This window comes from Streptomyces sp. NPDC021224, assembly GCF_044332905.1.
In the GTDB taxonomy this organism is placed as follows: Bacteria; Actinomycetota; Actinomycetes; order Streptomycetales; family Streptomycetaceae; genus Actinacidiphila.
Genome location: NZ_JBIRPW010000001.1, coordinates 93,839 through 108,600 on the forward strand (window position 1 = coordinate 93,839; position 14,762 = coordinate 108,600).

Below are 14,762 nucleotides of genomic sequence, written 5' to 3' on the forward strand. Positions count from 1 at the left end.
CCGTGGCACACCGCTCGCCTTCCCGGACCTCACTACGCTGGCCGGAGCGCAACCTCCAGCACGTCGACGGGGAGACCATGACGCTCGACACCGACCGCATCCACCAACTCCTGAACGACGGCGTACGCGACAAGGTCTACCCCGGAGCCGTCTGGGCGGTCGGCGACGCGGACAGCACCACGGCCAGTGGAGCGGTCGGCCTTCTCGATCCCGGCGAGCCGGACGAGCCGATGCGGCTGGACACGGTCTTCGACATCGCCAGCCTGACCAAGATCCTCGCCGTCTGGTCCACCATCGGCACCCTGGTCGAAGCAGGCAAGCTCCCACTCGACGCCCCACTCGGCACCTTCTGGCCCGAGGTCGAGGACCACCCGCTCGGCGCGGTCACAGCCCACCACCTGCTCACCCACACCGCCGGACTCCCCCTCCGCGCCAACCTCCGCAACCTCTACGGCACCGACCCCCAGGACATCCGCGACGGCGTCCTCCACGAAGCCCTCCACCGCCCGCCCGACGAAGCCGTCGAATACACCGACCGCGCCGCCCTCATCCTCGGCTACCTCGCCGAACACCTCAGCGGCCAGCCCCTCGACGCCCTCGCCACCGACCGAATCTGGCGCCCACTCGGCATGACGGAGACCACCTTCGGCCCCCTCACCCCCGAGACGGTGTCCCGCAGCGCCCCGACCGAACTCGACGACGAAACCGGCCACCACCTCAAGGGCACCGCCCACGACTTCTCCGCCCGCCTCCTCGGCGGCGTCTGCGGCATCGCCGGCGTCTTCTCCACCGCCCCCGACCTCGCCACCTTCGCCCGCCACACGCTCAGCCCCACCCCGGTCGCCTTCGGCCCCACCTGGATCGCGAACTCCCTCCGCATCCACACCGGCGCCCTGCTCCCCGCCCGCGGCCTCTTCTGGCACCTCGCCCCCGGCACCACCCCCGAGGCTGACGACATCTGGGTCCACTACGGCTTCACCGGCACGGCACTGTGGATCTCCCCCACCCACCACAAGTGGGCCGTCCTCCTCACGAACAAGCTCTTCCACACCCGCGACCGCGCCCCCCTGACGGACATCCGCAACAGCTTCCGAGGCCTGGCCTTCGTGTAGGCACCACAGCGCGCTCAGACGTCCGTCGTCGTCGCCAGTGCCCAGACGGCGGTCCATCCCCCGCGGACGCGGGGAGCGGCACGGCACCCCCCCGGCTGGCGTCTGCGGCGGGGGTCCATCCCCGCGGGCACGGGGAGCAGGCGGACCGGCTCGCCACCGTCTACAACGAGGTGGGTCCATCCCCGCGGGTGCGGGGAGCAGGCGTACTCGGCGTGGCGGGCCCGGTCCAGGCTGGGTCCATCCCCGCGGGTGCGGGGAGCAGTCTGACTGACCTGCGGGTTTGCTACCGGGTGGACCCGCATGGAACCAACTTTAAAGAAAGCGACAAAAAGGACAGTCCATCCGTGGCATCATCACCCACGTCCCCAACGAACACAGTACGGCTGCCACATGGAACGCCGGGTGACGTCCGCCCAGATGGCTGCAGCGCGGTTGCGTCTTTGGAAGTGGTGTAGCGGGTGGGACCTGATCCGGGGGTTTGTCCCGGCGTCTGGGTTGGTGCCCGCATAGAGAGACGGCCACCGGCTGATCTTCGAAGTGTCTAAAGCCTCGAAGGAGATCAGCACGATGACCGCACCTGACAGTCTGCCCCTGCACGCCCTGACCGAGGACAACCTCGCATCGGCGAGTCCCGACCTGCTGCGCGCGATGGTCAAGACGTTCACCGACGCGCTCATGTCGGCGGAGGCCGACGCGATGTGCAATGCGGAGTACGGGCAGGTCAGCGACGAACGGGTCAACCACCGCAACGGCTATCGCCCGCGAGAGTGGGACACCCGCGCTGGGACCGTCGAGCTCGCGATCCCCAAGCTGCGGTCAGGCAGCTACTTCCCGGCCTGGCTGCTGGAACGTCGCCGCCGGGCCGAGCAGGCCCTCATCAGCGTGGTCGCCACCGCCTACCTCCTGGGCGTCAGCACCCGCCGGGTAGAGAAACTCGCGCAGTCCCTCGGCGTCACCCAGCTGTCGAAGTCGCAGGTCAGCGCGATGGCCAAGCACCTGGACGAGCAGGTCACAGCGTTCCGAAACCGGCCCTTGGACGCAGGTCCGTATGCGTTCGTCTGGGTCGACGCGCTGACGCAGAAGGTCCGCGAAGGTGGTCGGATCGTCAACGTCCACGCTCTGGTTGCGGTCGGTGCCAACGCCGACGGGCACCGCGAGATCCTCGGCCTTGATGTCGCCACTGCCGAGGACGGCGCCGGCTGGCTGGCGTTCCTGCGCTCGCTGACCGCCCGCGGCCTGGGCGGCGTCCAGCTGGTCGTCTCCGACGCCCACACCGGACTCGTGGCCGCGATCGGAGCCGTTCTACCCGGTGCGTCCTGGCAGCGCTGCCGCACCCACTACGCTCGCAACCTGCTCTCCCAGGTCCCGAAATCCGCCCAGCCCTGGGTGGCAACCCTGCTGAGGACCGTGTTCGAGCAGCCCGATGCAGACGCCGTCCAGGCCCAGATGCGACACGTCCTGGACGCTCTGGAGGCCAAGTTCCCCAAGGCCGCCGACCACCTCGACACCGCCCAGGCAGACCTGCTGGCCTTCACCGCGTTCCCCCGCGAGATCTGGCGCCAGATCTGGTCCAACAACCCGCAAGAACGGCTGAACAAGGAGATCCGCCGCCGCACCGACGTGGTCGGGATCTTCCCCGACCGCACCGCCCTGATCCGCCTGGTCGGCGCCGTCCTGGCCGAACAGAACGACTAATGGACCGAAGCCCGCCGCTACATGAGCCGCGACATCCTCGCCAGAGCTCACCACCCGAACGAGTCAGAAAACCACGAGACCACCCTGCCCACCGAACTCACCGCATAGCCTCACAACAAGATCACCGAGTGGCCGTCGATACACCACTCCAGCGGACGTGACCTGCAGCGCTCGCGCAGGCGCTACCCGCACCACTTCCGCACCAGCTCCAGCGGCACGCTGCGGACAGCCACGGCCCAGCACGGGCACGCGGACGCGAGGCGCCGGACAGCACGCGGGCATCTGAACAGCAGGTACCTCGACAGAGCCCCCGTGATTCCCAAGCTCAGAGCGCGGGTTCGATTCCCGTCATCCGCTCCATTGTTAAGCCCCAGGTCAAAGAATCTGGGGCTTTCTCTTGGCTGCAACCACTATTTCCGCTCTGGGGATTCCGGCGTTTCATCAGACAAGCCGCAGGCTGTCCTGATGCCTGCGGAATTACGCCGAAGGCTCGCTACCCAAGGAACGCTCGGCGTTATCAACCAACTCCTTGTACGTAAGCACCTCCACACGATTCACATGGGTATTGAAGATGCGAAGTGCCTCGTTGATCGACTCCTCCGGAACGGAGGGCGGAATCGACGGGTGTCCGATCAGCACCATCGCGCTGGTCCGCCGCGTCTCGATGCCGAGTTCCTCGCGGAGCCGCTGACGGTTCTCGTCCAGGCCGACCAGGTAGTTCACCGCCTGGCCGACAGCGTCGTGCACCTGCGCGGTAGGTACCCACGAACCGCGGTGCCTCTTCACCAGCGGACCGGCCAGGCTCACTGAGCGCTTCAACTCAACGACGTGCAGGGCGCCGTCCCCGCGAATCAGAGGAATGTCGCCTCGTCCCCAGGCACCAACCTGCGGTGGGCAGCCTCACCGACGAATCGCCCGCCGAAGATACAGTGCTGCCCCTCCAACGCGCGCTGAAGCGCGTGCTCGGAAGCCGTGGCGTCCTCGACGACACTGCGCAAAGCTTCCAGACCGGCTGCCCGTCGCTGCAACTCCGCTGCCCTGAGGATCATCTGCCCCTCCGTATCGGCAGCAAGGAGGGCGACCGCTTCAGGCGAGGTGACGATCCGGCGGGCGGCCTCGGTGGGCTCCTCGATGTCCACCCGCTCACGCAGGACGCGTTCCAACCAGGCCGCCGTCTCAGCCCTCCCCGGAGCACCCGGTAGCGCCCCGGGCGGTCCTCAGGCGCGTCGAGGAACCGCGCGTCCGCCGACAGCGAACCGAAGTGCGCGATGAGGGCGTCCACTCCGGCCTCGGGGTGTTGGTCCACGTACTCGCGGCTTGCCTCCGCGACAAAGCGGAAGGCGTTCCACAGCATGTTTCCGACGAATTCCCGCCGGTTCTCATTTCGCGCTCCGTCCTGGAACAGGCGGTATCCCTCGTCGAGGTCAGGCTGGAGGATCCGCCCCTCGGCGTAGTCCAAGGAGTCCTGGACCAGCCGGACGACGTGCCACTCGCCGAGATCGGCCGCACGACTGCGAACCGCCTCCAGCAGCTGAACGAGGACCTGCCCACCTCGGCGATGCCCTCCCTTTCCGCTGTTCATGTGCGCCCGCGCCGATACGAGGGCCGCCTTTACGTCGGGGTGAACAGCCACGTCCAGGACACGCTTCAACTGCAAGTCTAGAGAAAAATCCGATCTGACACTCATGAGACGAGTCTGATCGCCGGGTCTGACAGTTACGGCCCCGAAGCTGCGCGGACGCCAGATCCCCCGGTTGCAACCATGCACAGAGCGACGTTGAGATCTCCGGTCGCCTTCGACCGGCTCGCGGCACGCAGTGCTACAAGGTGCTACCGTGGAGGAATGTCAGCTCAGCCCGAGATCACCCAGCGCGACCTGCGCAGCCGGTCCAAAGAGATCATGGACGCCGTCCAGGGCGGGCAGTCCTTCACCGTCACCCGCGACGGGCACCAGATCGGGGAGTTGATCCCGCTGCGCCGACGCCGGCGGTTCGTTCCGCGCTCCGAGTTCGCCGCGATGTCCCGCGCAGCCTCGGACGTCTCGCTGGAGGCGTTCCGGGCCGACCAGGCCGCCACTGCTGAGCAGGAGACGGACGACCCCTATGGCCGTTGAGTACGCCCAGGGCCTGCTCGATACCAACATCGTGATCCTGCGCAAGTGGATCGACCCCGCGGAACTCCCCGCCGAGGTGGCGATCAGCGCCATCACTCTGGCCGAGCTCTCCGCAGGTCCGCACGAGGTGCGCAGGAACGAAGAGCAGAGCGACTACGACGAGCACGCCGAACGCGGTCGCCGCCTCGACATCCTGCAACGCGCCGAGAACGAGTTCGACCCCATCCCCTTCGACACCGAAGCCGCCCGCATATACGGCAGGGTCTGCGCAGCCGTGATCGGCGCCGGACGCAAACCCCGCCGCCGGGTCGCCGACCTCATGATCGCCGCCATCGCCATCGCCGAAGAACTCCCGCTCTTCACCACCAACCCCGACGACTACAAAGGCCTCGACGGCCTCCTCACCGTCGTACCTGTCACCCGGCCCACCATCCTCCACGACCGGTAGCTATTGCCCGCCGCACCACATCCGCACCACGCACAGCGGCACAGAGCGGTCAACCACGGCCGCCGCCGGGCCCGGTCTCACGAACACTTCAGGACCGCACGGATCCCTGACCAGCACGGATGCCGATGAGGCATCTGTGATTCCCAAGCGCAGGGCGCGGGTTCGATTCCCGTCATCCGCTCCATCGACAAGCCCCAGGCCATTGGTCTGGGGCTTGTTTGTTGTCCGGAGCAATTCCCCAGTCGCGCCCCGCTTGCGCATCGGATGGGTCGTCGCCGCCCGCGTCGCCGCGCTCGGCGCTGAGCATGGCGTCCTTGAGGGTGCGGCCCGGCTGGGTGACGAGGGTGTTCCGGTGTGGCGGAGGTCGTAGAAGGGGCAATTGTCGGGCAGGCCGACCTTCGTACGGGCTTTGCGCCGTTTACGGCCGAAGGTCGACCGGCGCAAGGGCGCACCGCGCTCGCCGACGAAAAGCGGACTCACGGTCTCGGCGACCGCGTCGGCCTGCTCCTTGCCCGCGTCCTCGGTCCGGCAGGGGATGTGGCGGATCAACTCGTCGTCCGTGGCGGTCCTTGGAGCAGGCGATGGCTCTTTGCGACGGTCGTCGCGTCCGTGGCCTTCAGCCGTTCGGCGCAGCCGGCCCGCACCGGCTCCTGGCGTGGTCTCGTCGGGATCGACGCCGACGAAGGTCGGCAGGAGGTGGAGGCGCCGTCCAGGAGCACGAAGCCCTCATGAGTGACGGTGAGCACCATGACCCGCCCGGCACGCCGGCCGGGGAGTGTCTCCCGGCCGGTGTGCCGTGCGCGGAACCCGTGTCAGAACAGGTAGTTGTACGAGTTCCAGCTGGTCCCGATCTGCACCCGGCCCTGGTAGGGGGCGCTGGGGTCGCCGGTGCCCTGGTACAGCCACAGCACGCCCTTGGTGTCACGGGCGATGAGGTCGTTGTGGCCGTCGGCGTTGGTGTCGCCGAGCCCGATCAGCTTGTTGTAGGTGTTCCAGCCGGTGCCGATCTTGGTGCGGGCGGCGAACGGGGCCGCGGAGTTGCCGGTGCCCTTGTAGAGCCACAGCGTGCCGGTCGTGTCGCGGGCGACGATGTCGGCCTTGCCGTCACCGGTGAGGTCGTCGCGTCCGGCGATCTGCGAGTAGGCGCCCCAGCCGGAACCGACCTTGATGCGCGCGGCGAAGGTGCCGCTGGTGTTCGACAGGTACTCCCACAGCACGCCGCTCTTGTCACGGGCCAGCAGGTCGGGGCTCGCCGAGCCACCGATGTTGCCCGGCGTCACGAAGGTGTTGTAGACGTCCCAGCCACTGCCGACCAAGGTGCCTGTGCCGCTCGTCGCGCTCTTGTAGACGCGCAGCTGGGTACCGATCAGGGCGTACGGGTAGACCGTCCCGTCGCCCGCGGGGTCGTTCTTGAACAGTGCGCTCGCGCTGCCCATGCCGGAGCCGACCTTGACCCGGGTCTGGAAGCCGCCGCCGCTCTTGGGCGCGTAGCTCCAGATGTCGCCCGCCGAGTCGCGGCCGTCGATGCTGAACGACCAGGTGTCCTCCGGCGGCGCGGCGGTGAACGCCGTCACGGCCGAGTGCGTACGCTGGGCGGCTTCCGCCTTGCCCGCCGCCCCCTGGCTGGCATTGGCCGTGACCGAGGCGCCGAGCGCGAGGGCCAGCGAACCGGCGGCGACGGTCAGGATTTTGGCCGTGACGCGACGGCCGATGCGCGTGGGGTGCAACTGACGCGTATTCACAAATGATCCCCCTAGATGAGTTGTTCCAGGCCTCACGCGGGCACGGCCCGCGCCTGGAGCGTCCCGAACGCTACCGCCCGCCGCTTCCCCGCGTTCCGAGGAATCGGTCCAAGTTCGTCACAGTCTCGTCCCGACAGCAACGGAGCGACGCGGGCAGCATCGCCGGGAGCCGCGTCGTCCGCCCCCCGGAGCGGGAGGGGAGGCGGACGACAGGGCGGGGGGGCGAGGAGGATCAGAGCACGTAGACGTACGAGGCGCTGTCCCAGGGCATGTCGGCCGTCGGGTTCTGGAAGGTGCCGTCGCCCTTGCCGGCGTAGTAGTACATCTGGCCGGGGAAGCCGCGGCCGAAGTCGTTGCGGCCGTCGCCGTCGATGTCACCGGTGGCGAAAATCTGCTGGTCGGAGGGCCAGCTCGCGCTGAACTTGGTGCGGGTGCCGAAGGAGTTCTTGCCATTGCCGGGGTAGAGCCACAGGCCGCGGGAGGTGTCGCGGGCGAGCATGTCGCTCTTGCCGTCGCCGTTGACGTCGCCGACGGCGACCAGGCTGTTCATGGCGTTCCAGCCGCCGTTGCCGATCTTGACGCGGGTGTTGAACAGGCCCTTGCCGTTGCCGGGGTAGAGCCACAGCACGCCGGTCGTGTCGGCGGCGACCAGGTCGCGGCGGCCGTCGCCGTTGAGGTCGCCGGCGGCCACGATCTGCCGCATGGAGTTCCAGCCCGCACCGACCCGGACCCGCGTGCCGAACGCGCCCTTGCCGTTGCCGGGGTAGAGCCACAGCACGCCGGTGGTGTCGCGGGCGTAGAGGTCCTCTCGGCCGTCGCCGGTGTAGTCGCCGTGGCGGACCAGTTTCGTCATCGCGTTCCAGCCGGAGCCGATGAGCTTGCCGGTGCCGTCGCCGGGCAGATACCAGAGCTTGCCGCCGTAGGCGCGCTCCAGCAGGTCGGGGCGGCGGTTGTTGTCGAGGTCGCCGAACTGCGCGTCAGCCGGCAGCGTCGCCGGCCGCATCCACAGGCGGTCCCAGCTCATGTACTGCGTGCCGTAGCTGAGTTCGAAGTCGGAGTAGGCGATGCGGATGGAGCTGTAGACGTTGTTGAGCTTGCCGTCGAAGATCTGCGTGAGGTCGATGGGGCCGTTGTGCGGGCTGACGTACAGCGCCCCGAGGCCGCCGGTGCCGGAAACGGTGTAGTTGGGGCCGTCGCACATGCTGATGTACAGGCCGGTGTTGTTGACCAGCGACGAGATCGAGTTGTCCCAGGAGCCGAGGGTGGCCTGGCTCGTGGAGTACGTGGTCATGGCGCCGCCGAAGTTGCCGTCCTTGAAGACGCAGAACTTCCCGGCGGGGCAGCGGGAGGAGGGGTCGGCGGACGCGCTCGCCGAGGGCGCCCCGGCGAGTGCGGCGGTGGCCGCCAGCAGGGCGACGGCCCCGAGCGCGGACGCGGTCCTGCGGCGAGGGCGTACGCGGGTCGCGGCGCGGGTCGAGCGGCTGAGCCGCCGCGCGAGGGAGGTGATCAGCATCGGGTTACTCCGGTTCGGGCGGGACCGCGGGCGGGCCGCAGGGCGCGGCGGTCGCGGTCGGGGAGGAAAGAGTCGAGGTGCGGCCCCGGGGCCGCGGTTCGCGGGGCGGCACGCTCAGAAGACGTACTGGGCGTCGCGGGCCCAGCCGCCGTAGACCTGCCCCTTGAGGGTGCCGGCGCCCGTACCGCGGTAGACCCACACGTCGTTGACGGTGTCGTGGGCGACGATGTCGGAGCGGCCGTCGCCGTCGACGTCGCCGGCGCCGTAGATCTCCTGCATGGCGTTCCAGCCGCTCTTGCCGATCAGGGTCCGTGCGCCGAAGGCACCCTTGCCGTTGCCGGGGTAGAGCCACAGCCGGCCGGCGGTGTCGCGGGCCAGCAGGTCGCTCCTGCTGTCACCGTTGAGGTCGCCGGCGCCGACGAGGGCGTTCATGGCGTTCCAGCCGCTCGTCCCGATCTTGACGCGGGTACCGAACAGGCCCTTGCCGTTGCCGGGGTAGAGCCACAGGGCGCCCGCGGTGTCGGCGGCGACCAGGTCGCGGCGGCCGTCGCCGTTGAGGTCGCCGGTCGCCGCCATCTGCCGCATGGAGTTCCAGCCCGCACCGACCCGGGTCCGCGCGGCGAGCGATCCCTTGCCGTTGCCCGGGTAGAACCAGAGCACGCCGGTGCTGTCGCGGGCGAAGACGTCCTCCAGGCTGTCGCCGTTGTAGTCACCGTGCCGCAGCAGCTTCGTCATGGCGTTCCAGCCGCCGCCGATGCGCTGCGGGGCGAGGGACTGTCCCGGCTCGAAGTAGAGCAGGCCGTCCTCGTTGCGCGACATCTGGTCGGCGTAGCCGTCGTTGTCGAGGTCGCCGAACTGCGCAGCGGCCGGAAGACCGGCCGGCCGCTTCTCCTGGACGCTGCCCCAGTAGGTGGCGAAGCGGTCGGTGCTGCAGTCGCTGCCGTTCTCGGAGAACTCCAGCGAGCTGATGGCGTTGTCGAGTTGGGGCGTCGGGCTTTCGTCCAGCGAGTACGTGCCGTCGTAGAGGAGGGTCTGGTCGCCCTCCCACCACTGGTAGTTCGGCTCGGAGTACAGGCACACACCGCTGTCGGTGTAGTTCGCGATCGAGGTGATCCGGTTGTCCCAGCTGCCGAGGGTTGCCCGGTCGCCGGTGATCACGGTCATGGCGCCGGTGCCGCGGGCGCCGTCGAAGGCGCAGAACTGGCCCCAGGTGCAGCGGTCGTAGCCGGTGGCGGCGTGGGCCGGGCCCGCTGCGGTCAGCAGGCCCGCGCCCACGGCCGCGGCGGTGATGAAAGCGCGTACGGAGAAACGCACGTACCCCCCCTAAGAGTGCGATGCGCTGTGCCCGGCAGCGTTTTCGGTGCCGGGAATCGGCATCGTACGCCGCACCGCACCGCGCCGCCGGTGCGATGCGCGGCAGTTGGGTGCCTGTCGGGTGAAAGGCGTTGCGCCCCCTCACGCCCGGCCCGGGCGCCGCGCCGTTCTTCGGGCCTGGGTTCGGTGATGCGGTTCAGGTGGACAGGCGGAACGGGGCGGTAGGGGTGCGGGAGGTGCGAGTCCGTGGGCAGATACCCGCACCTGCACACCGCCGGCGGTTTCCCGATCCGGTAGGGCGCGGCTCAGGCGGCCGAGTGCGGCATTGGTGCGGTCGCGCTGACCCACCGGGACACCGCGGCCCGCGCGGGGCGGGCTCTTGACGCCCCTCGACGAACCCGCATGCGACCCGCGGTCACGTCCCCCACCGTACGAACCATGTCCGTGCCCACCGCACACGACGGGGGCTCGCACCACAACCGCGCCAGCTTGCTCGACCACTCGCCGCTGAGCGACCGTAGACAGATTCTCAGGTGCAGACTCGCAGAGACAGACGCACACCGTGCTCCTGCAAGGCAAAGCGCACCAGTGCGGGATCCACGTTTCCAAGCTCGAAGCACGCTTATAGTTCCCCACCATCGCCTCTCCGACGAGGGCCCAGGTCGGCGGCGTCCGAGGCGCCAGTGGCGACCTGCGGTCAAGTCGGCACGTGAGGCGCGCGCCGCTCAGGTCCGGCATCACGGAGCCGGACCTCTATCCGTGATGACGTCAGCCACCAACGAAGTCGCTCGGCAAGACTGGCCCGAAGATCGAACGTTCAATCGATGTTCGATAATAATTTTACACGAAATCGCCCATTCTTTGTTCCCCCAGCCAACAGCCTCATCGACTCGCTTGACCCCCGCACCGAAAAGAGTGACTATCTGCCTTGCGAAGCCCCCGAGGAAGGACACAATGACCTCCCCGCAAAACAGTGAGAACGAAGAACCCGCCGCACCCCTGTACAGCATGGCCAGATTCGTGGAAACCGTCTGCTCGTGTCCGGGATTCTCAATGAGCCGGCATGGCGACAAGTGGGAGATCCGAACGGAAAGCTCATCGAAATCTTTCTTCGTATCCGAGGTGGTGACCGGCACTCAGTATTTAGAATTCACGCAAAAGCTCTACAAAATGAATTGGCGCCCCGCGCCCCGCCTCTGGTCCGGCGCTCCCTCATTGTCGTTCGAGGACGTCTCTCCGATGGATGCGTGCGAGCTGCTGCTCCGAATCCCGTGGTACCAACGCACCATGGAGGACCGCAAGGTCGAGGAATGGGCGGGCGCGATGCGCCGCAATGAGTGGAGAACCACCCATCAGGGGCTGGCGAGCGACCAGCAGGGGATGCTGTACGACGGACAGCACAGGCTGGCCGCTCAGGTGATCGTGGGGATCACGCTGCGCTATAGCGTGGCGCGTGGCATCGAGGGCGACACCTTCAATGTGGTCGACCGTGGGAAGATGCGCAGCAGCTCGTACACGTTCGCAGCCGCCGGAGAGAAGGACGCCTTCAACCTGTCCGCGGCTCTGCGCCTGCTCTGGATGTGGGAAAACCACCCGCTCGAGAAGTGGAAGAACCGGTATCCGGTGTCGGATGACCAGCTCAAGGCAGTACTGGACCGTCACCCGGGAATCCGACACTCGGTGAAGCGGGGAAAGCCGATCCCGCGCGCGTCGGCACGTGCGACCACTCTCGTTCACTATCTGGCCACCCAGGCGTGCGGATCTCCCGAGGTCCCGGACCAGTGGTACGCTCAGCTGGGCACCGGGGAGAATTTCCAGCGACGCGACCCGGGACTGGTACTGCGCAACTACTTCCTCGGCGGAGAAAATACCGAAAAGGGAAATCGCTCGCCCGTGAGGGGCATGCAATCGGCCATCCAGGTCATGCACCTTTTCGCGACGGCATGGAACAACACATGCACCGGCCAGCAGCGCACTATTGCAAAAGCCTTCGTCAATTACGGTGTACCGGCTCTCAGGAAACCGGGCCCGAACCACCTCTTTCGCTTCCCTATGAAAGATTCGGGAGAACCAGACATGCTGTCCTAGACGGACGCACGTAAGGTACTTCACGCAGAAGCCTCGGGCCGGCGGCCCGGGGCTTCTGCTGTTGCCCGGGCTGTCTCCGGACCCCCGTAGTGACGACACACGATCACCGCGACTGGGCTTCCTGCCTGGTTGATAGCCATGCCGGCCATCAACATTCCTCGGCGCTCGACTCGACGCGAAGCAGTGGGAGCCTCCTTTGTGTGTCCAGCCCGTGGTGGCGTCATGTGCCGCCGGTCGGGGGTTTCCGTGTACGCGGCCGGCCTTGCGGGACTCCTCCGGCGGGCGACCTGCGGGCGCCAAGACCCCCCGAAAGCCCGCGCTGCCGGTACTTGCTCGATCCTGCACAAGTCGGCGTTTCACGCCGGTTATCCAGGTCAGCGTCTCCTGGTCAGAGCAGACCTGAGTGACCCTGGGCCGGATACCGACGTCCGACAGCAGGTGACCCAGCCCGCCGATGACGACCACGTCCAGGCCATCGATGTGGATGCGCTGGGCGACCCCACCGGCTGTGCGGCCAGCGTGGTCGAGGGTTCACCACAGCCCGCCACCCAGCCGCTTCTCCGCCCGGCATTGCGCTACCTACTCCTCCGCCCGCACGAGCCACAACTCCCGCGCCTCATAGAGTGCCTCCACCGCTTGCGGCTCCCTTGTCGGTCGGGTCCAGCGAATCAGCGCTATGTAGACATATTTGAGGACGGCACCTCATAGGGGCAGCGCCTGCAGAAGCGAACGGCTTTGCGGATACGGGCGCCGACCGACTCGACCGCGTTCGTCGAGCAGATGACCTTGCGGATCTCGATCTACGAAGGAAAGAAGGACACAAACTCGACCCAGACGTCCTCCCAGAGCCGGACAACAGCCGGGTACTTTTTCCGAAGGCTTCCTGTAACTCGCCGAACCGCTCGGCGGCGGCTGTGCCGTTCGGCGCCGCGCAGACGGGCTTGAGCGCCTTGGTGGTCTAAGGGCTGTCCCGTAACTGCGGGAGTGCGAGGGCCTGCCCCGGCTTCGCGGACATCAGAGGAAGAGAAGCTCGACGTCCTTCGCGACGCAGAGCCGCAGAACGACCGTCAGCTGTCGGGCCGCGTCGGTGTGTGTCCGAGGGACGTCGACCTCATTCCGCCACTGGTCGACGATCGCCTCGAGGCGGGGCAGGAGCGCAGCGCATTCAGTGGGCGAGAGCTCGCCTCCGCCATCGTCTGGGCGGTCAAGGAGTGGTTCGAGCGAGGTGGAGACATCGCTCCAGGGGCGTTCCCCGCCGAAGCCCCACATCTTGTCGAGATCAAAGCCCTCGGCTCGCGCCAGGTGCCGCCGGAACGCGGCGAAGCCGCTGTAGGACCAGCCGACGTCGGGGCTACTGGTTTCTCCGTCTCCCGGGAACAGAGTCAGGCCCACGTCGTTCTCCCTCGGATCGTCGAATAGGCAAAGGATCGGTCGGGACCAGCGACGTCTGCAACTGAGATGATCCGGCGGTGGTTGGTGTGATCACGGCGTCGGAACCGTCTTGGATACTTCCGTTCGCCGGGCTGAACCCGCGCAACTTCGGCAGGCTTCTGACCGCCCTACGGCGCGAGGGCGCGGACTCGGTCCGCAAGGGCCGTCCGTGGAGCCTTCCGCTGGAGGACCGGGCGCTGCTGGTTGCAGCGTACTGGCGCATAAATCTGACGCTGTGGCAGCTCGCCCCGCTGTTCGGAGTGTCCAAGTCGGCGGCGCACCGGATCATCGATCACCTCGGGCCGATGCCCGCGCTCCAGCCGCGCAAGCGGTTCGCCAAGGGCACGGTGCTCATCGTGGACGGCACCCTGGTCCCCACCCGGGACCACTCCATCGCCGAGCGGTCGAAGAACTACCGGTACTCCACCAACCACCAAGTCGTCATCGACGCCGACACCCGCCTGCTCGTCGTGGTCGGCCGGCCTCTCGCCGGGAACCGCAACGACTGCAAGGCGTGGGAGGAGTCAGGCGCCAAGGCCGCCGTCGGCAAGACCCTCACGATCGCGAACGGCGGCTACCCGGGCACCGGACTCGTCATCCCTCACCGCCGGGAGCGCGGCCAGACCGAGCTACAGGCTTGGAAAGAGGAACACAACAAGTCCCACAAGCAGGTCCGAACCCGCGTCGAGCACGTCTTCGCCCGCATGAAGACCACAAATACCGCTGCCGGCTGCGGAAGCGCGACATCAAACCGGTCATCGCCCGCCGCGGAGTACCCCACGGTTCAATTCGGGGAATCGTCCGCTGGATCGACGGCTTCCGGCGCCTGCGGATCCGGCGGGACATCCGCGACGACAGTCAGCCCTCGGGGGTCCCGATCCGGGTCAACTGCTCTCGCAATCACGCTGATCGGGGCGCTCCCCTGGGTATCCGGGTGCCGCTGTGTCACCCTGTGACCACTTGTGCGACATGAGGGGGCGTGTGTGGGCGAGGGCGACGGGCTCGATCTGACCGACGCGATCGGGCTGCTGCGCCGGCAGCTGGCCGCCGCCCAGCGCGAGGCTGACGGGTCGGACGTCAGGTTCCGGGTCGGGGATGTGACCGTCGAATTCGCCATGCAGCTGACCCGTACCGGTTCCGGCGGCGGCACCTTGCGGTTCGGCGTCGTCGGCGTGGACGGCAAGCGGGAGCGCGCCGAGAGCACCACCCACCGCATCCAGCTCACGCTGCATCCCCGGTCCGCTTCCGGCGGCGACGTGGAGATCGGCGACAGCGACGACTGAGGGCACGGTGTCCCGGGTGCACG

The 14,762-nt window shown here is 67.9% G+C and carries 12 protein-coding genes and 3 pseudogenes; 8 read left to right on the forward strand and 7 right to left on the reverse strand.

Features of this window, described 5'->3' with window-relative positions:
* Positions 1–77: 77 nt before the first annotated feature.
* Both ACH4PY_RS00375 and ACH4PY_RS00380 read left to right on the forward strand, forming a co-directional pair.
* A complete protein-coding gene (locus tag ACH4PY_RS00375) occupies positions 78–1,112 on the forward strand; it encodes a serine hydrolase domain-containing protein (protein WP_398173919.1) in 1,035 nt (344 codons plus the stop codon).
* A gap of 567 nt (positions 1,113–1,679) precedes the next feature.
* A pseudogene (locus ACH4PY_RS00380) lies at positions 1,680–2,915 on the forward strand (IS256 family transposase).
* Between the two features lie 369 nt (positions 2,916–3,284).
* Here ACH4PY_RS00380 and ACH4PY_RS00385 read toward each other — a convergent pair.
* Positions 3,285–3,614 carry a Shedu anti-phage system protein SduA domain-containing protein gene (locus ACH4PY_RS00385; RefSeq protein ID WP_398173922.1) on the reverse strand — a complete coding sequence of 110 codons (330 nt, stop codon included), beginning with the start codon at positions 3,612–3,614 and terminating at the stop codon, positions 3,285–3,287.
* A 44-nt stretch (positions 3,615–3,658) separates the two neighbouring features.
* Complete coding sequence (locus ACH4PY_RS00390) at positions 3,659–3,946, reverse strand: hypothetical protein (protein ID WP_398173925.1); 288 nt, start codon at positions 3,944–3,946, stop codon at positions 3,659–3,661.
* A gap of 122 nt (positions 3,947–4,068) precedes the next feature.
* On the opposite strand from ACH4PY_RS00390, the gene ACH4PY_RS00395 reads away from it, so the two are divergent.
* The 3 genes from ACH4PY_RS00395 to ACH4PY_RS00405 all read left to right on the forward strand — a co-directional run bounded on the left by ACH4PY_RS00395 (position 4,069) and on the right by ACH4PY_RS00405 (position 5,368).
* Positions 4,069–4,470 (forward strand): hypothetical protein, encoded by a 402-nt coding sequence (locus ACH4PY_RS00395; protein WP_398173928.1) that lies wholly within the window; start codon positions 4,069–4,071, stop codon positions 4,468–4,470.
* 180 nt (positions 4,471–4,650) lie between these two features.
* Entirely contained in the window at positions 4,651–4,920 is a 270-nt protein-coding gene (locus tag ACH4PY_RS00400) for a type II toxin-antitoxin system Phd/YefM family antitoxin (RefSeq protein ID WP_398173931.1), read from the forward strand.
* Entirely contained in the window at positions 4,910–5,368 is a 459-nt protein-coding gene (locus tag ACH4PY_RS00405) for a type II toxin-antitoxin system VapC family toxin (protein ID WP_398173934.1), read from the forward strand. Before ACH4PY_RS00400 ends, ACH4PY_RS00405 begins: the two co-directional genes overlap by 11 nt.
* 295 nt (positions 5,369–5,663) lie before the next feature.
* On the opposite strand, the pseudogene ACH4PY_RS00410 reads toward ACH4PY_RS00405, so the two are convergent.
* The 4 genes and pseudogenes from ACH4PY_RS00410 to ACH4PY_RS00425 form a co-directional block, all read right to left on the reverse strand.
* Positions 5,664–6,073: pseudogene (locus tag ACH4PY_RS00410) on the reverse strand (site-specific integrase); the annotation flags it as partial.
* Between the two features lie 107 nt (positions 6,074–6,180).
* Entirely contained in the window at positions 6,181–7,095 is a 915-nt protein-coding gene (locus ACH4PY_RS00415) for an FG-GAP repeat domain-containing protein (RefSeq protein ID WP_398173937.1), read from the reverse strand.
* Between the two features lie 247 nt (positions 7,096–7,342).
* Positions 7,343–8,623 carry an FG-GAP-like repeat-containing protein gene (locus ACH4PY_RS00420; RefSeq protein ID WP_398173940.1) on the reverse strand — a complete coding sequence of 427 codons (1,281 nt, stop codon included), beginning with the start codon at positions 8,621–8,623 and terminating at the stop codon, positions 7,343–7,345.
* Between the two features lie 114 nt (positions 8,624–8,737).
* Positions 8,738–9,937, reverse strand: coding sequence for an FG-GAP-like repeat-containing protein (locus ACH4PY_RS00425; protein ID WP_398173943.1), 1,200 nt, complete (start codon positions 9,935–9,937; stop codon positions 8,738–8,740).
* Between the two features lie 954 nt (positions 9,938–10,891).
* Here ACH4PY_RS00425 and ACH4PY_RS00430 point away from each other — a divergent pair.
* Positions 10,892–12,025 (forward strand): hypothetical protein, encoded by a 1,134-nt coding sequence (locus ACH4PY_RS00430; RefSeq protein ID WP_398173946.1) that lies wholly within the window; start codon positions 10,892–10,894, stop codon positions 12,023–12,025.
* 1,014 nt (positions 12,026–13,039) lie between these two features.
* Here the strand turns inward: ACH4PY_RS00430 and ACH4PY_RS00435 are convergent.
* Positions 13,040–13,417, reverse strand: coding sequence for a hypothetical protein (locus ACH4PY_RS00435; protein ID WP_398173949.1), 378 nt, complete (start codon positions 13,415–13,417; stop codon positions 13,040–13,042).
* A gap of 77 nt (positions 13,418–13,494) precedes the next feature.
* Between ACH4PY_RS00435 and ACH4PY_RS00440 the strand changes: the two are divergent.
* Positions 13,495–14,190: pseudogene (locus ACH4PY_RS00440) on the forward strand (transposase); the annotation flags it as partial.
* A gap of 249 nt (positions 14,191–14,439) precedes the next feature.
* Entirely contained in the window at positions 14,440–14,739 is a 300-nt protein-coding gene (locus ACH4PY_RS00445; RefSeq protein ID WP_398173952.1) for a trypco2 family protein, read from the forward strand.
* Positions 14,740–14,762: the final 23 nt, after the last annotated feature.